General features: G+C 37.4%; 19 protein-coding genes. 11 read left to right on the plus strand and 8 right to left on the minus strand.

Features of this window, described 5'->3' with window-relative positions; genetic code table 11:
* Positions 1-47 precede the first annotated feature (47 nt).
* Positions 48-254, minus strand: coding sequence for a hypothetical protein (locus tag BMF77_RS29080; RefSeq protein ID WP_334310656.1), 207 nt, complete (start codon positions 252-254; stop codon positions 48-50).
* Positions 255-751: 497 nt separating this feature from the next.
* Between BMF77_RS29080 and cruF the strand changes: the two genes are divergently transcribed.
* Together cruF and cruG are read left to right on the plus strand one after the other, a co-directional pair.
* On the plus strand, positions 752-1,660 hold the full coding sequence (cruF, locus tag BMF77_RS21445; RefSeq protein WP_148765682.1) for a gamma-carotene 1'-hydroxylase CruF: 909 nt from the start codon (positions 752-754) through the stop codon (positions 1,658-1,660).
* 363 nt (positions 1,661-2,023) lie between these two features.
* The gene (gene cruG, locus BMF77_RS21450) at positions 2,024-3,193 is read left to right on the plus strand and encodes a 2'-O-glycosyltransferase CruG (RefSeq protein WP_148765684.1); all 1,170 of its coding nucleotides are present in this window, start codon (positions 2,024-2,026) and stop codon (positions 3,191-3,193) included.
* 168 nt (positions 3,194-3,361) lie between these two features.
* Here cruG and BMF77_RS21455 read toward each other — a convergent pair whose 3' ends face one another.
* Positions 3,362-4,114, minus strand: a complete 753-nt coding sequence (locus tag BMF77_RS21455) for a CHAP domain-containing protein (RefSeq protein ID WP_148765686.1) — start codon at positions 4,112-4,114, stop codon at positions 3,362-3,364.
* Between the two features lie 383 nt (positions 4,115-4,497).
* Here BMF77_RS21455 and BMF77_RS21460 point away from each other — a divergent pair, with 383 nt between their 5' ends.
* Positions 4,498-5,820 (plus strand): NB-ARC domain-containing protein, encoded by a 1,323-nt coding sequence (locus BMF77_RS21460; protein WP_148765688.1) that lies wholly within the window; start codon positions 4,498-4,500, stop codon positions 5,818-5,820.
* A gap of 171 nt (positions 5,821-5,991) precedes the next feature.
* Entirely contained in the window at positions 5,992-7,143 is a 1,152-nt protein-coding gene (locus tag BMF77_RS21465; RefSeq protein WP_148765690.1) for an alanine--glyoxylate aminotransferase family protein, read from the plus strand.
* 161 nt (positions 7,144-7,304) lie between these two features.
* Here BMF77_RS21465 and BMF77_RS21470 read toward each other — a convergent pair whose 3' ends face one another.
* On the minus strand, positions 7,305-8,219 hold the full coding sequence (locus tag BMF77_RS21470; RefSeq protein WP_148765692.1) for a DUF4351 domain-containing protein: 915 nt from the start codon (positions 8,217-8,219) through the stop codon (positions 7,305-7,307).
* 329 nt (positions 8,220-8,548) lie between these two features.
* On the opposite strand from BMF77_RS21470, the gene BMF77_RS21475 reads away from it, so the two are divergent.
* A complete protein-coding gene (locus tag BMF77_RS21475) occupies positions 8,549-8,737 on the plus strand; it encodes a hypothetical protein (RefSeq protein WP_148765694.1) in 189 nt (62 codons plus the stop codon).
* Between the two features lie 513 nt (positions 8,738-9,250).
* Here BMF77_RS21475 and BMF77_RS26950 read toward each other — a convergent pair.
* A complete protein-coding gene (locus tag BMF77_RS26950) occupies positions 9,251-9,421 on the minus strand; it encodes a hypothetical protein (RefSeq protein ID WP_168204472.1) in 171 nt (56 codons plus the stop codon).
* A gap of 225 nt (positions 9,422-9,646) precedes the next feature.
* Between BMF77_RS26950 and BMF77_RS21480 the strand changes: the two genes are divergently transcribed.
* Both BMF77_RS21480 and BMF77_RS21485 read left to right on the plus strand, forming a co-directional pair.
* Entirely contained in the window at positions 9,647-11,266 is a 1,620-nt protein-coding gene (locus BMF77_RS21480) for an RluA family pseudouridine synthase (RefSeq protein WP_148765696.1), read from the plus strand.
* 279 nt (positions 11,267-11,545) lie between these two features.
* A complete protein-coding gene (locus BMF77_RS21485) occupies positions 11,546-12,193 on the plus strand; it encodes a TMEM175 family protein (RefSeq protein WP_148765698.1) in 648 nt (215 codons plus the stop codon).
* Between the two features lie 71 nt (positions 12,194-12,264).
* On the opposite strand, the gene BMF77_RS21490 is transcribed toward BMF77_RS21485, so the two are convergent.
* Entirely contained in the window at positions 12,265-12,912 is a 648-nt protein-coding gene (locus BMF77_RS21490) for a DevA family ABC transporter ATP-binding protein (RefSeq protein ID WP_371735131.1), read from the minus strand.
* A 78-nt stretch (positions 12,913-12,990) separates the two neighbouring features.
* The gene (locus tag BMF77_RS21495) at positions 12,991-13,659 is read right to left on the minus strand and encodes an MFS transporter (RefSeq protein ID WP_148765702.1); all 669 of its coding nucleotides are present in this window, start codon (positions 13,657-13,659) and stop codon (positions 12,991-12,993) included.
* A 176-nt stretch (positions 13,660-13,835) separates the two neighbouring features.
* Between BMF77_RS21495 and BMF77_RS21500 the strand changes: the two genes are divergently transcribed.
* Genes BMF77_RS21500 through BMF77_RS21515 form a run of 4 tightly spaced genes read left to right on the plus strand, consistent with a single transcriptional unit; the run spans position 13,836 to position 17,768 of the window.
* A complete protein-coding gene (locus tag BMF77_RS21500) occupies positions 13,836-14,429 on the plus strand; it encodes a TetR/AcrR family transcriptional regulator (RefSeq protein WP_053539090.1) in 594 nt (197 codons plus the stop codon).
* 47 nt (positions 14,430-14,476) lie between these two features.
* Positions 14,477-15,766, plus strand: coding sequence for an ABC exporter membrane fusion protein (locus BMF77_RS21505; RefSeq protein WP_148767146.1), 1,290 nt, complete (start codon positions 14,477-14,479; stop codon positions 15,764-15,766).
* A gap of 32 nt (positions 15,767-15,798) precedes the next feature.
* Positions 15,799-16,980: an ABC transporter permease DevC gene (gene devC / locus BMF77_RS21510; protein ID WP_148765705.1), complete on the plus strand. Its 1,182-nt coding sequence runs from the start codon at positions 15,799-15,801 to the stop codon at positions 16,978-16,980.
* A 38-nt stretch (positions 16,981-17,018) separates the two neighbouring features.
* Positions 17,019-17,768, plus strand: a complete 750-nt coding sequence (locus tag BMF77_RS21515; protein WP_148765707.1) for a DevA family ABC transporter ATP-binding protein — start codon at positions 17,019-17,021, stop codon at positions 17,766-17,768.
* Positions 17,769-17,848: 80 nt separating this feature from the next.
* Here BMF77_RS21515 and BMF77_RS21520 read toward each other — a convergent pair whose 3' ends face one another.
* Positions 17,849-18,409, minus strand: a complete 561-nt coding sequence (locus tag BMF77_RS21520; RefSeq protein WP_148765709.1) for a hypothetical protein — start codon at positions 18,407-18,409, stop codon at positions 17,849-17,851.
* Positions 18,409-19,512 carry an AAA family ATPase gene (locus tag BMF77_RS21525; RefSeq protein WP_148765711.1) on the minus strand — a complete coding sequence of 368 codons (1,104 nt, stop codon included), beginning with the start codon at positions 19,510-19,512 and terminating at the stop codon, positions 18,409-18,411. The genes BMF77_RS21520 and BMF77_RS21525 overlap by 1 nt, the downstream gene beginning before the upstream one ends.
* Positions 19,513-19,727: the final 215 nt, after the last annotated feature.

Genomic DNA, 19,727 nt, shown 5'->3' on the forward strand with positions numbered 1-19,727 from the left:
AGTCATTGGTCATTCGTTATTAATTAATTAATGACTAATGACTACTTTTAAATGTAGTGATTGATAAGTGCGCCCATTCCTAGTCCTAACAGTGAGCAAAAAGATATACAGCCAAAAGCTAATGCTGGTTTTAAACCAACTGTTTGAAAGTCTATTTTGGCTAGGATAGTCGCGCACATAACGAGTAAAGTATCAAGAAATACCCGAAACCAGGCAATCATTAGAAAAAATAGGAAAGCTGCTAAGATAGCCACAAGAAAAGTCCTAGCGTTTGACTTGAAGAAAATACGAGAATAATCATCTAGTTTTAGCCAAGGGTTAGTGAGCAATATCAGGGACAGCAGGATAGTTACTGCAGTTATCAGCCGTACATACCACGGGGCCTTTTCTTCAAATATTATCCAGCCCAATGTACTGTAACTCAGTAATATAAGTGTTAAGGAAAACCAAGGTATCTTTTTCAAAATTGACATATAGCAGGAGTTAGGAATAAAACAGGCTTTAAGCAGTTGATAAATGTAAAAGTTCTGTACCTTACTCAGTTACAAATCGTTCTATACTGATGCTATCAGTATCGGTTTCATTGATTATTTCACAGATTTACTGAACTCCTAAGGTTTCTAAATGTTGAATTCCATCCCTAATTCCCAATTTAAGAGAATAAAGATCAACATTTAGTTAAATATGTTCATAAATATTTGTAAACTGTTAGCAGTTGAATAGCCATCTGGCATATCATTAAGGATTGATCATGAGACAACTTGTTATCGTCGAGCGCGTATGCCTAATTGGTCATATCGTTTCTATGGTATTTGGACTGGTGGGGATATTGATTGTTATTCCCAATGCTGAACTAATTGTTAGCTTATCAGAAGTCGGACAGAGCGTCATGCAGTGGAGTATGGCGGGTGGTGGTGTGGTATATATGATTTTGGGGGCGCTGGGAGTGTTCCTTTATGCTTACCGAACTTTAGGTTTAGCACGCGCTTTAGGATTTTTAATCCCATCTTTATCAATTTCCCTAACTAGCGAATTACTAGGAACTAGCACAGGCTTTCCCTTTGGTTACTATAGCTATTTGAGTGGTTTGGGTTATAAAATTTCCGGTTTGGTCCCTTTTACAATTCCCCTTTCCTGGTTTTATGTGGGATTAGTTTCTTATGTGTTGGCTCGTGCGGGTTTAGAAGTAGATAAAAAACCCAGCTTGTTCCGTCATGTGGGAGCTATTGGTTTAGGGGCTTTACTGCTCACCTCTTGGGATTTTGTGCTTGACCCAGCCATGAGTCAAACTTCCCTTCCCTTCTGGTATTGGCACCAACCTGGGGCTTTCTTTGGAATGCCTTATCAAAACTTTGCGGGTTGGATGGGTACTGGTTCGTTATTTATGACTGTAGCGGCTTTGTTATGGAGCAAAAACCCGGTTAAGTTAGACCATTACCAACTAAATGTACCTTTATTGGTTTATTTGGGTAATTTTGGTTTTGCCACAGTCATGAGTTTAGCCGCTGGGTTTCCTATTCCTGTACTGCTAGGTGTGGCACTGGGTGTAGCTCCGGCTGTGCTGCTGTGGTATAAAGGTTCTAGTACACCTGCAACGGTGAATATTGAAGCAGCTACTCAAGAAGTTGCTGTTGCTAATGTGAAAGTTGCTTTCAAATAGGGAAGAGGGAAGAGGGAAGAGGAGAAGAAATTCTGCCAATTACCTCTTTCCCAATTACACAAAAAGAAAGCTAAGAGGTTGTTTGAAAAGTATTATATGAAACCCATAATCTCCAAAAACCTAACCCCCATTCCCTACAAGGGAATGGCGGTTTTAAAGCCTCTCCCCGACCAGGGGAGAGGTTTGGAGAGGGGTCTGTTTACACATTAAAAACTTTTAAAACATCCTCTTAGACCGGGGAGTGTCAAGCACATTATTTCTCGTAAAGTATTGCGTCAATTTTGGCATCACTGTTAAGTTAATTTGCCTAAATTGCGCGAAAATCTAAACTAGCTAGTTTATACAAAAAAGTCAGGGTTAAAATTGTTAAATATTATTCCGCTCCTATTGCTACTTATCCAAGTACCTGCAACAGCCATTTTACTTTCCCGGTTGCTCAAAGGTCCAGGACGTTATCCAGCCCTCGAACCACAACAACCCACACCAGAACTTTTGGGAACTGTGAGTGTGGTTGTACCGACACTAAATGAGGCATTACGGATTAGTCCACTGTTAGAGGGTTTGAGTCGCCAAAGTTACGAAGTTCGGGAAATTATTGTTGTTGATAGTCGCTCACAAGATGGTACTCCCGACTTGGTGAAAACCGCACAAATAACAGACCCCCGCTTTCGGGTGATCACAGATGACCCTTTACCCCCAGGCTGGGTTGGTCGTCCTTGGGCGTTGCATAATGGCTTTTTATTCACATCTGAGGGGAGTGAATGGTTTTTGGGCATGGATGCAGATATTCAACCCCATCCTGGTTTAGTGGCGAGTTTGGTGAAAACTGCGATCGCCCAAGGTTATGATTTAGTATCATTATCACCGCAGTTTATTCTCAAGTATCCGGGGGAATGTTGGTTACAACCGGCTTTGTTGATGACGTTACTGTATAGATTTGATCCTACGGGTATTTATACTGAACAACCGGAACGGGTGATGGCTAATGGTCAGTGTTTTTTATGTCGTCGGTCTGTATTAAGGGCTGTGGATGGCTATAGCAGTGCTAAAGGTTCTTTTTGTGATGATGTGACTTTGGCGCGGAATATTGCCTCTCAAGGCTTTAAGGTGGGCTTTTTAGATGGTGCTAAGGTGCTAAGGGTGAGGATGTATGAGGGGGCGTTAGAAACTTGGAATGAATGGGGACGCAGCTTAGATTTGAAGGATGCTGCTTCTCCTGCTCAGATTTGGGGGGATTTATGGTTATTGTCTGCGGTGCAGGGTTTACCTCTTTTGACTTTATTGGGTTATTTGTTGCTTCCTAGTTTGGTGCTTTCATTGCCGGCGATGTTGTTGTTAGGATTGAATATATTTTTGGTGGTGATTCGCTTTGCTTTATTATTAGCGATCGCTCCCTCTTATGATCGTAAAGATGCCACAGGTGGTTGGTTATTCTGGCTTTCACCCTTGGCTGACCCTTTAGCAGTGCTACGCATCTTTTTATCTGCATTTCACACTCCCAAAGAATGGCGCGGCCGGAAATACGGTGATTAATACTATTTAGGGTGTTGACCGATGGTATCGCTCTTTATTTTATGGGGGAGAGCGATCGTATTTATTAGAAAATATCCTGATTTCCAAGCCATACTGATTAAAATTCAAGTATGAGCAAGGAAATCATTTGTGGATTGAACAAAATCTCATGAGGATATGGAGATCAGTCTAATCCTCAGTAATAGGCGCTTCCCATGCTGCATTCCAGGATTGAGGTCCGATTTTACCATCAACCTCCAGTCCCTTTTCTTGCTGAAACTTGATTAATACTTCATGATCGCGTTCGCTAAAAACGCTATCGTCTCCCTTGCCAGTAGTGCCACCAGAACCCAGATTCCATCCCCGGTGAATCATCTGCCGCTGCCACAGTAGTATTTCACTCCCTTCCATGTAGGGACTGGTTAGGAAGATATACCGTCCTGTCCATAATGGATGAGGAGGAAGAGGGGTAACATCGTCACCCGATGTATAATTTGGTCTACCATAACCCACAATGTTTCCACGCCTTGTGCGTTGCATAACCTGTCCACCATTGGAATCATCCCTTTCAGAAGTATTCCCTTCAATAGCATCGATAGAGCCGTCAGAATTGACTTTTGCTACAATACCAACGTGATCTGAAACTCCATCATTTTTCCAGTCATAGAAGACAATATCGCCGACTTTAGGGTTACTTGTATGCCACAAACCTTGCTCTTTAAACCATTTAATACCGAAAGGACAATAAGCAAAACCTTTGTTAGTAGTAATTTTTAAAGGTAATCCAGTATTGTGTAAACAATAGGATACAAACATGGCACACCAAGGCTCACGATTCATCCCATACCAAATACCAAATTTGTTGTTGTTAGATTTTGGGGGATTCTCTTTGTAACCGATTTCATTGGCTGCGAATTTAATAACTTGTTGTGCAGTAGTCATAGTTGTAAATGAATTACAGTGGATGCTAATATACACTTTACAATCCCTCTCAAGCAATGGAAGTTTGCCAACTTAAGCAAGGAACTTAAGAATCCTGACAAAATATCGCTCCGACTCCTCTACCACAATCCTTTCAAGCGTTGAGATTGTAAGCAAATTAGACCGCACAATTATTTCAAATTGTTAAAACTTCCCCTTTTTGCAAAATGCTGTATTGATAAACACATCAAACAACCGCTATACTCTGTTCAATCTCTTAGTTGTATCTTTATACTCTTGTCAGATTAATACAGTTTTCCCGGAAATCAGTCATTTTTCCGGCGGTTAGAGTTAATTCTCTTGCCCTATTTGGCTTTGCTTAAAAAAATTTATATTTTATACTCATGGATCTACCAAGAAAACGTAAACGTGGGACAATCCTCACACATCAAGGTTTAAATAAACTTGAGAACGCCATAAAAACAAAGGAATATGCTGAAAATAACGGCAAGCGATTTACCCTTGATAATCTCAGTAATCAGACTGAATTAGACTCTCATACCTTATGCAAAATTTTTAACTGCAATGTCAGAGTTGATAAAAAGTCTCTAGTCAAATGTTTCAAAGCATTTAATCTGGTGCTAGAGGCTGATGATTATCAATCACCTCTACAGCCTCAAATTCAGCCTTATGGGGATTATAGTTTAGCTCCCAATGTCTCCGTTTTCTATGGACGCACCGCAGAACTGGCAACATTGAACCAATGGATTCAGGTTAACCGCTGTCAATTAATCATGGTGTTAGGTATGGGTGGTATGGGCAAAACCAGCCTCATAGCCCAGTTAATGGCAGGTTTTACCAACTGCACAGACTCGTCATCATCAGAATTTCAGTATGTCATTTGGCGATCTCTTCATCATACCCCAACAGTAGAAGAAACCTTAACTGATCTAATTCACATCCTCTCACACCAGCAAGCCGTTGATTTACCAAAATCTCCAGATCAATTAATATCAAAGTTAATGCAGTATCTCCATCAAACTCGTTGCTTACTGGTTCTGGATAATCTAGAATCCATTCTGCAATGGGGAGAACGAGGGGGATCATATCGAGAAGGATTTGAAGGCTATGGACAACTGATTAGCACAATTGGGGAGTCTACCCACAAAAGTTGTTTAATTATCATCAGTCGAGAACCAGCGATCGCATTTAGTCTACTAGAGAAAAAAGCCAATTCGATTAAATCACTGATCTTGAAAGGGCTGCTTCCTGAAGACGGACTCAAGATTTTTCAGTCAGAAGGCATTGACGAAACTCAAGCAGAATGGCAAATATTACATAATCACTATGGCGGAAACCCCCTCATGCTGAAAATTGTTGCCACCACTATTCGTTTTCTATTTTCTAGCAAAATTGATATTTTTTTAGCCCACGGTGTCACCGTCTTTGGCGATATTTACGATTTATTAGATCAACAATTTCACCGCTTATCAGATTTAGAAAAAACCGTGATCTATTCCTTAGCAATTCACCGCAAACCCATATTAATGCCAGAATTACTAAACGAGATTATTCCCCCTGTCACTTCCCAGAAACTGTTGGGAATACTAGAGAGTTTGAAATTGCGATTCCTACGGAGCGCTTCGCTATCTTTGATTGAATTCAATGGAAACGGATTCACAATGCAAAACGATGTGATGGAATATGTTACCAATCAATTTGGATAACAGGGAACAGAACAAGATTATAGAGATTTCTATTTTTAACAAAACGTATAATTGAATAGCGCGAGAGAAAATATGGAACTTAATTAATTAGTCGCACTTCGGCATACTCATTGACCACATACCGCTATATGATGCGATTAATTACAATTTCATCTCACATAAATTAAGTTTATGACATCCACCATTTCCATCAACGATAGTCAACGTCTAGGACTTGAACCCCTCGAAGTCCCCCACCGTCTCCTATTGGGTCCAGGTCCCTCCAATGCCCATCCAGCGGTATTACAGGCGATGAATACCACACCAGTGGGACATTTAGATCCAGCTTTTTTAACCCTGATGGATGAAATTCAATCCCTGTTGCGTTACACATGGCAAACAGAAAACCCCCATACTATCGCCGTCAGTGGCACGGGTACAGCCGCAATGGAAGCCACTCTAGCTAATTCTGTAGAACCGGGTGATGTGGTATTAATTGGTGTGGCTGGTTATTTCGGTAATCGTTTGGTAGATATGGCGGGCAGATATGGCGCAGATGTCAGAACTATTACTAAACCTTGGGGACAAGTTTTCAATTTAGAAGAAATCAGCGCCGCAGTAGCCACCCATAAACCAGCAATTTTGGCTTTAGTTCATGCAGAAACTTCCACCGGCGCTCGTCAACCTTTGGAAGGTGTGGGGGAGTTGTGTCGTCAACATGGAACTTTGTTGTTAGTGGATACAGTTACCAGTTTGGGTGGTGTTCCCATCTTTTTGGATGAGTGGGGCGTTGATTTGGCTTATAGCTGTAGTCAAAAGGGCTTGGGTTGTTCTCCAGGTGCGTCACCGTTTACAATGAGTGCGCGGGCAATGGAGAAGTTGCAGAAGCGTCAATCTAAAGTGGCAAATTGGTATTTAGATATGACATTGTTGGGGAAATATTGGGGGACTGAACGCACATATCACCACACTGCACCGATTAATTTATATTATGGTTTACGGGAAGCTTTGCGTTTAGTGGCGGAAGAAGGTTTAGCTAGTTGTTGGCAACGTCATCAAAAGAATGTCGAGTATCTGTGGGAAGGATTGGAAGATATGGGTTTAAAGATGCACGTTGAAAAGGAATACAGGCTACCAACTTTAACTACTGTTTGTATTCCGGAAGGGGTAAATGGTAAATCTGTGGCCAGGCAGTTGTTAGTTGAGCATAATATTGAGATTGGTGGCGGTTTGGGTGAACTTGCTGGCAAGGTTTGGCGTGTAGGTTTGATGGGTTTTAATAGTCGTCCTGAAAGCGTGGATAAGTTGATAGCTGCTCTGGGAACAATGATCTCTAATAATTAGTTAGTTTGTAGTTGGGCTAAAGCCTAAGATACAGCATATTTCGCTCTAATGAGGTATAAACTTGAATTATGAAACTCTTGTAGTGCGGGCATCTTGCCCGCTGGATATGTACCTCATAACACCGGAAAGTGCTGTAATTTTAGAACTCAAGCCCAACTACATTATTCTTGATTTTGATTTAACCAACTTTCTAAATTATCAAGTTTGGTGAAATCTAATAATTCTTCTCCCAACATTTCTAATTTATCAAGTGATAATTTTTGAATCTTGGCAATTAATTCTGAATTAATTTCTCCAATGCGACGATTTAATTGCCGGATAATTAACAAAGTTTCTCCCTCAATTTTTCCCTCAATTTTTCCCTCAATTTTCCCTTCCTGAACCGCCAACTCTCTATCCTGTTGATACAATGGTGCTAATCTCATAATTATCTCCCTATCTTCGGTTTCTTGATTGACTCCCAGGTGTTTTTGCAGGTTGTACAATAATTCTAGCGTGATTCTCCTAAATGGGTGGTTTACTGTTAATTCTGCTAGTTCCTCAATAGCTTGTTTTTGAACATTTCCTCTTCCTAACATTCTAATCCAAAGAGTTTCTTCCGTTCGTGGTAGTTGATGAATAACTACTATGGCTGTACGTAACGCTGCCCCTAAATAGTATATTCCTGGTAAAGAGTCAGTTTTTAAGGTAGTATTAAAGCTAGATAATATCTCTGGTGATGCTGTCGGAGTAAGTATCCACAGTTTCGGAATTTCTGATTCTTGAAGATTAGTTTTATTGCGTTTCGCTTCTCTTTTTAACACTCCTTTGACTTCTAATAACTTTAACAAACAATCACAAATCTCATCAGATGATGCCGGATTGCGATAAGGTTCAAAAATCGCGGGAGTAGATGCAAATTTACCTAATAAACCTAAAAGTTGTAAATTAGGATTTGCTTGGGGATAGGGAGAAAAGTAAACATCAATTTCTCTAACTTCTCCCGCTACACGACTTGGTGCTTGAACCTCTCCATAGTTTTTGAGAAGTTCCTCTAAATAGTCCTTAGCAAATTGATCATGAATGAATCTTGTCATGTAATAATTATATCAGTATATTGTGTTTTAAGTATCAAAGGGTATTTGTAAAGTATAAAATTCTATAAATCACGAAATCCCAGCTTAGTACAGCATCTCACAATTTTAGGTAAAATAGAGATTCTTAACTCACTCCAAAAAGTAGATTACAACTCTACTTCCTGCAAATGTAGAGAATCAAGAAGAAGTGGAAATTCTTCAACTGATGAGGTAGATAACAGAAAAGTCACAACTAATTGACGAGAATTTGTACTTCTTGTGTTGATAACTAACGCAGGAAGTGGAAAGAATTCCCTCAGTTTCCAGTAGAAATTAAAGGGGTATCTGTCATGAAAAAATACATGAGTGCTTTAGAGGGGTTAGTCGAGCAGTTGACACTAGCTGCAATTTTAGAGATGCTAGAACGGATATGTCATAAAAAAGCGGAAAATCTGAGAACTCACTGGAATGATGAAGAAACCGCAAAGCTTTGGGAGAAAGCAGCTAGACAGATAGAAAATATCAATGTTGATATTTAAATATTGCGAAAACAAATTACTCTTAGTTTATGGTTATTTTCAGTCAATGGAAATAACCAATTTTTAATTTTGCGGATAGCTAATTACCCCAAAAAACCAGCGAGTAATAGTGGTAATAGTATCAAAGCAGACCCGATTAAAACCAGGGTAGCCGGATCAATTTTAATGTGGTTCTTTTGTGGATTACGCATTTTGTAAATTCTGAAAAATAACTATCTTAACACAAGCTAAATTAAATATAACCATTTATTTTTTATTCTGAGTGTTGACAATTATCTATGGGAACAAATACTTTGTGATCACAACCTACAGATTGTCCAAACCAAAGCCTAAGTAGGTTAGCATTGAAAATCGTCGTTATGGCACTAGGCTTGAGGCAATACTTCGACTTCGCTCAGTAACCAGAGGCAAGAGGCAAGAGTGAAGAGGGTTTGGGCGATTTTACTTTTCGTTACATATTACTCTTCGAGAAGCCGCTTCGCGTCTACGGTTTTTTTCCGTTCACCTACTTATCTAAACTTCCTCCACAGGATTTTCCCAAAGATGTTCCCACAGGTTTCGGGAAAGTTTCATATCCTCATCTACAAAAAAATACATGAGGAAAAATGGTAAAAACAAAAATACAGCGGTTTCCGCTCTTATGAGGTACAAAGTTGAATCATGAAACTTTTGTAGTGCGGGCATCTTGCCCGCTAGATATGTACCTCATAACACCGGGAAGTGCTGTATCAACGTGATGATAAAATTCCCGACGGGATTATTGATAATTTCTGGTGTGAGAATAATCAGAGGTATTGTAAAATATACTAACATCTAACATCCATACCAAAAAAAGCTTCCCAATTAAAACAAACAACTTAAACAAAAATTTGTTAACTATCCAATAATTTATCATACTATATATATTTTATGATTCTTCTTCATCCGCTTTCAGACTTTATCGAATCCAATTTTATCATTTATTCCGCACAGCCTAACTATTACTATGAAGGAAAATGTCCCCAAACTGGTGAAATATTGAGATTACCCCGCACACCTTTAGCAGAAGCTATAGCTGATAGTCTCATGCAGCAACTTGAACAAAATCATCTTTATTCCCATGAGGGAAAAATGTATGGTATTTTGTTAGTTGAATTACCCAATGGTGAACAAAGAGTTATTAAAGCATTTTCCGGTTTATTAAATGGTAATAGTATGGTTACAGGTTGGGTGTTACCAATTCCTGGTAGAGAGGAAGTGGCTTTATTAGAAACTCAGATTTTAGCAAAGTTAGCAGCAATTAAACAAGAAATTATTACCCTTGAACAAATTCCCGAAAGAGCAGAATATAAAACTCTGTCCGTGGAATATACCCAACAGTTACAAATTATGAGCTTACATCATGATCATAGCAAACAGCAACGACACAAACAACGTCAAGAATTTTATCAAACTCTCACAGATGAATCTCTCACAACTGCTTTGGAAAAACTAGAAGCAGAAAGCCGTCAGCAGGGAATTGACCGCCGAAATCTTAAACGCCATCAAAATGAAATTTTACAGCCTTTACAGCAAATTATAACGTCCGCAGATAGGAAGATTACAGAACTCAAACAACAGCGGAAACAACTATCTCGGCAATTACAAACAGAAATGCACGCTGCTTATAGCTTAACTAATTTTCAAGGACAATCTCTATCTTTACAGCAATTATTACCAGCAGGAACACCAACCGGAACAGGAGAATGTTGCGCTCCTAAATTATTAAATTACGCAGCTACTCATCAACTAAAACCTTTAGCAATGGCTGAATTTTGGTGGGGTGATTCTGCGGTCGAGAATAAAGTTTCAGGAGAATTTTATGGTGCTTGTTTAGAAAGATGTCAGCCATTAATGGGATTTTTGCTATCAGGATTAAAGCCAAATCAAGTAGAAATAATTTATGAAGATGAATGGCTAATTGCTGTGAATAAATCATCAGGACTGTTATCTGTTCCCGGTCGTTATTTTCATAATCAAGATAGTGTAATTAGTCGTTTACGTCATCTATATAATCAAGAAATAATCGCGGTACATCGTTTAGATCAAGATACTTCCGGGATTCTCTTAATAGCTAAAGATCCAATTACTCATTCTCAATTAAGTCAACAATTTCAACAAAGACAAATTCATAAAGTTTATGAAGCTTTGCTGACAGGTTCTCTAGCTATTAATGAAGGTGAAATTAATTTACCTTTGTGGGGAAATCCTGATCATCGTCCTTATCAAGAAGTTGATTTATCACGAGGTAAACCTAGTTTAACTCACTTCCGCGTTATGAACAGAGAAGGAGATTATACCCGTGTTGAATTTGTGCCTTTGACTGGACGGACTCATCAATTACGGGTTCATGCTGCTGATACAAGAGGACTGGGAATGGCAATTTTGGGGGATAAACTCTATGGTTATCATAGTGATACTGATAGATTATATCTGCACGCGAGAGAGTTGAGGTTTCAGCATCCTCATGTAGAAAAAATCTTCCACTTACAGGTAAAAACACCATTTTAATTATAATTAGGGCTTGCTGAAAAAGTGGAAAAAGCCTTAATTTGTAGGTTAGGTTGTGAAACGTGAGCGTTCGCGGAGCAATCAGCAGGATATCTGAATTTGCAAAAATATCTTGACAAACACTTTAGGTTTATTATATTATTTAATATAACGAGCGTTCGATATAGAAACGATAGCTGTTATGCCGAAATTCTTGTTATTTGAATTTTATTTTCCACCGTAAGTTTACTTTGACCCAACGTACAAATTAAAAGTAGCCTGCACTTTTGGATATGACTAATGAATGAAGATAAAAACAATAATTCTGATCAGAAAGAGCCTATTGTCCACCTTCAGAGAATAGCTGATATTATATTCGCACTGGCAATGGCAGAGTGCTTCTTAGCTCTTGATTTTCCTGAAAATCTGCAACAGCCCACAGACTCAGAAATTGTGGCATTTTTACTAGCTCAAATAAAACCACTCACTAGCTACGCGATCGCATTTGTGACTGTTGGTTTCTACTGGCTAGAACATATCAAGCAATTTAAATATTACAAACAAGCAGATACAATTCATATCTCACTCTATTTACTTTATCTGATGGGAATACTTCTGATTCCTTACTCTGACACCCTAGTTATTTATTTTCCAGAAAATGCTCTTGTGAAAATATGCTTTAGCGTCAATACTGCATTCATTGGATTGATATCATTTATTAACTGGAATTATGCGACTTATAAACACCGACTAATTGCCGATGATCTAAATAGTGAAATTATTATTTCTACAAGATGGAAAATCTTGATAGAGCCGATGTTTTCCTTATTAACAATAGGAGTTGCTATTATCGATCAAGGTTGGTGGGAATATGTCTGGTTTTTATTACCAATTCCTTACCTCTGGACTGAGAGGATATTTAATAAGGATGGTGTTAAAAATAATTAACAGGTCGCTCATTATGAAAAATATCAGGACAAGGAGTAGCTAATCACCTTGAAATACTAAATACACTCTGTTTACTGTATCTTCGCCGTAATATTGACATCTTTAAGCTGACCGTCTTCCATATAAATAATCCGGTCAGCAATATCTAAAATGCGGTTATCGTGGGTAACAAGCAAAATAGTACAGCCTTGTTCTTTAGCAAGTTTCTGCATCAATTCCACAACATCGCGGCCAGATTTTTTATCAAGTGCAGCGGTAGGTTCATCAGCTAAGACAATTTTAGGCTGGCTGACTAAAGCACGAGCGATAGCCACCCATTGTTTTTGTCCACCAGAAAGATTTTCGGGGTAGTAACTGATACGATCTCCCAAACCAACAGATTCTAGCATGGCGATCGCTTTGTTGTTGATATCATGATTTAGATATTCATCATGCAATTCCAAGGACATCCGCACATTTTCTTGGGTAGTTAAAAAGGTCATCAGGTTGTGCGCCTGAAAAATATAACCTATTTGACGGCGCAATTTAGTTAAGTGTTGTTTATTTGCTCCACATATTTCCTGTCCTAAAATTTTCAAACTACCTTCTTGAGCAGAACGCAAACCACCCATTAAAGTCAAAAGTGTAGTTTTACCTGAACCGGAAGGTCCAGTCATAATCACAATTTCACCAGGTTGAATATCCAAATTAATGTCAAATAATACTTGTTTGCGTAGCATACCTGATCCAAAATAATGATTCAGGTTACGCACTGAAATTACAGGTTCGGAAACAGGTAATGAAGAATAAGTAGTAACTTATTTAATTGTATGAGTGCGGCCGATTGACGAAGCTATGGCAGTGAGGAACATTGTGACTCCAGCTGCTACAAATAATCCCGTCAAACTGAATTCTACTAACACTCCAGAAACACCTTGAGAGAAGGGATCAAGCATCGCAAAATTAATCATTGCTATGAGTAACAGGCTGATGCGAATTGCAGACCGTGTCCAGGCATATTTTAAACCTAAAATAATCTCACCTGTTAAAGCTTGTTTCTCTGGTTCAGTTGCCAGAGGTTGACGGCGACGAGTCCGCACTAGGTATATGAACAAACTACCAAAGGCAAATATGAGTGTATTGATTGCAAAAGCAATGGTTAATCCAAACGCACCAATCATAAAACCCGCACCAGCAGGTCCGATGACTTCGGTAAACTGTTCACTGCCCTGTATCCAAGCGTTAGCTTCTGCTAATTGTGATTTTCTCACCAATTGAGGCAAGAGGGCAAGAATCGCTGGGTATAAAATAGCCTCAAATAATCCAAATAAAACAGCAATTACAATGAAAAAAATGAGATTAAAACTATCTAATATTAGCAAAACAGTAGCAATTCCAATTAAAACAGTATTAATCAAACCTCCAATGATAGCAACATTTCGAGGTGACCAGTGATAGCGAAGCGCTGCTGCAAGCAGTTCGCTCAAAAAGCATCACAAAATCACGTTGAAATGCCCGAAACCCATACCTCATGGTTGAGCTTGTCAATGCGTAAATCCTATTGAATTAGGATATCTGAATTTGTAAAGATATCTTGACAAACACTTTAGGTTTATTATATTATTTAATATAACAAGCGTTCGATATAGAGACGATAGCTGTTATGCCGAAAATTGTTAATCATGAACAATACCGTAAAGAATTACTCAATAAATGTTTTGATTTGTTTGCTGAAAAAGGCTATGCAGCGATTACTATGCGGCAGATTTCTGCGAGTTTAAAGGTTTCCACAGGTACGCTATATCATTATTTTCCCAACAAACAAGCTTTGTTTGAGCAATTGGTGGAAGAAATTAGTCAGCAGGATATCATTACAGCTTTAACAGAATTTGGAGGAAAAAATAACTTATTAGAATTGATGGCAGCGTTGGGTCAATATCTTGTTAAAAATGAGGATTATTTAATTAAATGGACTTATCTATGGGTTGATTTTTGTCAACATCAAGACTCAAAAATAATGTTGAGTAATAGCACTGTTTTTAAACGGGCTAATCAACGATGTCAGCAAGTAGCCTGTGATTTATTAGGTGTTCCAGATGTAGTATTAGCATCTTTTGTTTTGAGTTTTGTGAATGGTGTGGTTCTCGAAAAATTATGGGGAAATGAAAACATTGATTTCTCTGAACAGTGTCAGCTTTTAGGAGAGATGATTGTAGCCTATTTACGACAAAAAACCGACTTTAAGGTTAGTAGTTAAGCGTCAATAAATGTAGAAAAATTTGTTTTATCACTTTGGGAGTTATGATGAGTTATAAACAGTTGTTTAAACCTAAAAATCAAGGGTTAATTGCTTTAATAATTGCGGCCACTGCGATAACAGGAGGAATTGCTATTTATGGGATTTCTAACTTTGGAAAAATGGAAAAATCTTCTGTAACTGAATCCAAACCTATTGTCCCTATTCCGCAAATAGTTACTGCTTTAGGAAGACTAGAACCGAAAACGGAAATAATTAAATTATCTGCACCTTTAGCATTAGATGGCGATCGCATTGTGGAAGTATTAGTTAAAGAAGGTGATAATGTTAAAGTCGGTCAAGTAATTGCCATTTTACAATCTCGTGATCTTTTAAAAAATTCTGTTATTCAAAGCACGAAACAAGTGAAAGTTGCTCAAGCTAAACTTGCACAAATTAAAGCTGGGGCTAAATCAGGAGAAATTCAAGAACAGTCAGCAATTGTGGAGAGAATTAAGGCACAATATGCAGGAGATAAACAATCCCAACAGGAAAATATTGCTCGGATATCAGCCCAATGGGAAGGTGATAGAATTGCTCAAATAGCAACTATTAATAAATTAACAGCAGAACTCAAAAATGCCGAATCAGAATATCAACGCTATCAACAGTTATTTGCTGAAGGGGCAATTTCTAATTCTGTAATTGATAGCAAACGGTTAAATATAGAAACAGCTAAACAAACATTAAATGAATCTCAAGCTATTCTGAAACGGATTAATACTACAGCTAATAAACAATTAGCAGAAGCTAAAGTTGCCCTGAATCGTATTAATAATACTAGCAATAAACAAATTAGTGAAGCCAAGGCTAAACTTAATAGTATTGCCGAAATTCGTCCTGTAGATGTGCAGTTAGCACAAACAGAAGTCGAAAGTGCGATCGCTAATCTTAAAAAAGCAGAAACTGAATTAGAAGCAGCTTATATTCGCGCTCCCATAAACGGGCAAATTCTCAAAATTCATACTAAAGTCGGTGAAAAAATTGGTGATCAAGGGATTGCTGACTTTGCCCAAACTAACACAATGATGGTAGTAGCAGAAGTTTATCAAACTGATATTAGTAAGATAAAATTAGGACAAAAAGCCATAATTACCAGTCAAGGATTTACAGGAGAATTACAAGGTACAGTCCAACAAATTGGTTTACAAGTCAAACGCCAAAATGTTTTTAGTGATCAACCAGGAGAAAATTTAGACAGTCGCATTATCGAAGTAAAAATTCGCCTCAATCCTGAAGATAGCAAAAAAGTTTCTGGCTTAACTAATTTACAAGTGCAAACAGCAATTAAATTGTAATTAATTTCTCATCAAGATGCATAAAAAAACTCATGATTAATAAAATCTTTCGGAAAACGCCCCTAGCTTGGCGACAATTAATGAAGGAAAAAACGCGACTATTGGTTGCAGTTGCGGGAATTACTTTCGCGGATATGCTGATATTTATTCAGATGGGTTTTGAAAGTGCATTATTTGATGCTGCTATTCAACCTCACCGCAATTTACAAGCAGATTTAGTCTTAATAAATCCTCAATTTCAAACCCTAGTTTCAGTCAAAAGCTTTTCTAGAGAAAGACTTTATCAAGCATTAAGTTACAACGGTGTAAAATCAGTCAGTTCTATTTACATTAGTACCGGACAATGGCGCAATCCTCAAACTAAAATAGATCGATCTATCTTAGTTTGGGGTGTAGATCCATCTGCACCTGGTTTAAAGTTTCCTGAACTGCAAGCAAAGAAAGATGATCTTAAACAATTAAATCAAGTTGTATTTGATGAAGCCAGTCGTCCAGAATATGGAGAGATTGGCAATATCTTTCGAGAAACTGGCAAGTTTAACGCCGAATTAAGCGGAAAGAATGTCAGTGTTAAGGGTTTATTTCAAAATGGTGCTTCCTTTGCTGCGGATGGAAATGTAGTAGTTAGTGATTCTACTTTTTTACAATTATTTTCTACTCGCAAAGCCGATCAAATTGAAGTTGGATTAATTACTCTTCAACCCGGTGCTGATATTGAAAAAGTCAAAGCACAACTACAAATAGGACTAAATCCAGATCCTCAAAATCCCTTTGTTGAAGTTGGTACTCCCGAAACATTTGCCCAGAAAGAAAGAATTTATTGGGTGACTGGTACAGGGATTGGTTTTATTTTTGGTTTGGGTGTGATAGTCGGTTTTATTGTTGGTATTGTTATTGTTTATCAAGTGCTGTATTCTGATGTTTCTGATCATTTACCAGAATATGCCACTCTCAAAGCAATGGGTTATACTGATAATTATCTATTGCGAGTTTTATTGCAAGAGGCATTATTCTTAGCTGCATTAGGTTATTTACCTGCATTTTTCCTATCTTTTGGGTTATATCAAGTTACATTTGCCGCAACTCTTTTACCAATATATATGAAGGTAGATCGGGCAATTAATGTTTTTTTATTAACAGTAATTATGTGTACTGTTTCTGGCGCAATAGCGATGCGAAAACTCCGTTCTGCTGATCCGGCGGATATTTTTTAACCTAACAATTTTTATATCTCACGCAAAGGTAAGGAACTATGTCATTGGAAGTTACAACTATTCCTTCTGAAGTTATTTCTAGTTCAGAAACAGTTATTTCTGTTAGTAATCTCAATCATTATTTTGGGAAAGGGACGCTGCAAAAACAAGTCTTATTTGATATTAATTTAGAGATTAAGGCAGGAGAAATTGTCATTATGACTGGTCCATCTGGTTCGGGCAAAACTACCCTATTATCATTAATGGGCGGTTTACGTTCTGCCCAAAATGGTAGTTTGCAAATATTAGGACAGGAAATGTCTGGTGCAAAAAAAGGGCAATTAACTAAATTACGTCGCCAAATTGGTTATATTTTTCAAGCACATAATTTGATGAGTTTTCTAACAGCTAAAGAAAATGTGCGGATGTCTTTGGAGTTACATGAAAATCATCTCAATGGTGATATTAATGCTAAAGCTACAGCAATGTTAGAACACGTTGGTTTAGGAGAACGGGTTAATTACTATCCAGAGAATTTATCCGGTGGACAAAAACAACGGGTAGCTATAGCCCGCGCTTTAGTCAGTCATCCCAAAATAGTCTTAGCAGATGAACCGACAGCTTCCTTAGATAAACAATCTGGACGCGATGTGGTGGAATTAATGCAAGTTCTAGCAAGGGAACAAAACTGTACTATCTTATTAGTCACCCATGATAACCGCATTCTCGATATAGCTGATCGGATTATTTACATGGAAGATGGACAATTGAAAAGTGATGGTGTAGATATGGGAGTTAAACTAAATTAACACTTTTTTATGATGAATAATAACACAGCCTCAATTTCAATATTGAAGCGATAAATTCGCAAGAAATGAGAATTGATAACTTATCCAATTAACGGCAAAATTCTTTGCAGTTCTCCACACGCAGCTTTTAAAGAAGGTGGTGCATTCTCATCTAAATTACCTTGATAACACTGGTTGACTAATTGCTCAACATAGGGTTTGCAAATAGACTCATTTTTATCGAATTTGGGATATGGCTTTTCAGCTTGTTCATCAACATTTGTACCTTGTAAATAATGTATCCATGTTTCAATATTTCTTTTAGGAACAAAAATTGCTATGGCTTCACTAGGTTGACGAAGTTGTTGTGAATTTTCTATAAGTGCATCATCTAATTGCTTTAGTCTTTCTTCGACTGTTTTTTTATCTGCATCAATTAAAACAATTAGCATTCCAGAACGTTTATTTCTTTGTCTACGATACTCTACCACTTCTTGGGCATATTTTTCTCTAACAAACTGTTCTCCTGCACCTTTAGGACAAATTTCGGTGCGGAAATTTCTATCTAAGGTAAAACCGCGCTTTTGCAAAAAATGAATAGCAAAAACTTCTTGTTGTTTATCCTCACACAAAATTACAATCTGCACTCTCCGCTGGCTCATTATAACCATCCCCGCGCAATCAGTTCTGAAATCTTTAATCCTGAATCATCAGCTTCTTCATTACTGATTTTTCTCACTCTTACAGGTGCATTACTTTGACGTTCAAACCAATAACCAATCGGTGACGCTAAAAGGTAATTAATACATTCGGGATGATGTGAAATTAGTAAAGCTTGTAACTTTCCTTCATCACAAAAATCATATAGCTGTCTTAACCAAGGTTGAATTTCTGGAAGTGCTAAAAAGTTCTCCGGTTCATCAATACAAAGTGTATAATCTTCTGATTTCATACAGTAAATTAGTGTATATAATATTATTAGTGCTTTTTGACCATCTGATAATGCACCTAAATGATAATCAATAGTATTTTTATCTTCTGAATCTGATGTGAATTTTAATTTCAAACCAACATATTTTTCTCCTATTTGCTCAAACTTAAAACTAATAAAACCATCTAAAACTTCTTTTAAAACATTGATTAATTCAGCAACTTTCCCTTGATCTTGTGAAATATATTTATACCAAGAAACAAAATTTTCAGCTTTAGAACCTAGATATTTTGTTTCTGCACCACCACTCTTTATTAAAATAGGAACAATTTGTACAATAATTATTTTCTCTATCCGTTTTGTAAACCAGAATAGTTTTTTGTTGTCATTTCTTGGTAATAAAGAGGACAATATAGATTGAGATGAAAGAAATGAATATTTTGATGCTTCTGAATAATCATCTCGAAAAAGTTGTACATCGCCATTTTCATATTTTAGTAAAGGATGTCCATTAAACCATAATCTTTCATAGGAAACAGAGATTTTATCTTGATTAGCTTCAACTACAAGTTCATATTTATAGTTACCATCATTACCATCTATTTCTAACTCGAAACGTTGAATTGGTGAAGTTTGCCAGCAAGTAAAATCAAAATAATCAAAAATAGACTCTAATTTTGATTCACCTAATATAAAATTTTGAATTTTCCGCAAAGCTTCAAAAACAGTTGATTTACCTGAACCATTACCACCAAGAAATAGATTAATTGCATCAACATTAAGCTCAAAATTTACCAAACAGCGAAAATTATCAATATAAATACGCTTTAACATAAAACTTTTCCTTCTAAGCAAAGACTATCATACAGCCCAAATTACTATAATCACATAAATCCAATTAATTATATAAATCACAGTCCAGACTGGAATATAGTACAATTGTTCTACACAGACAAAACATAATACTCGTTCTAGTCAGGTGTAATATAGAAAAACAATGATCCGTGTGATAATTGCCCTAACTAATTATGCTTCACTTTTCTCGTCGA

This window comes from Dolichospermum sp. UHCC 0315A (assembly GCF_008121535.1).
Lineage (GTDB): Bacteria > Cyanobacteriota > Cyanobacteriia > Cyanobacteriales > Nostocaceae > Dolichospermum > Dolichospermum lemmermannii.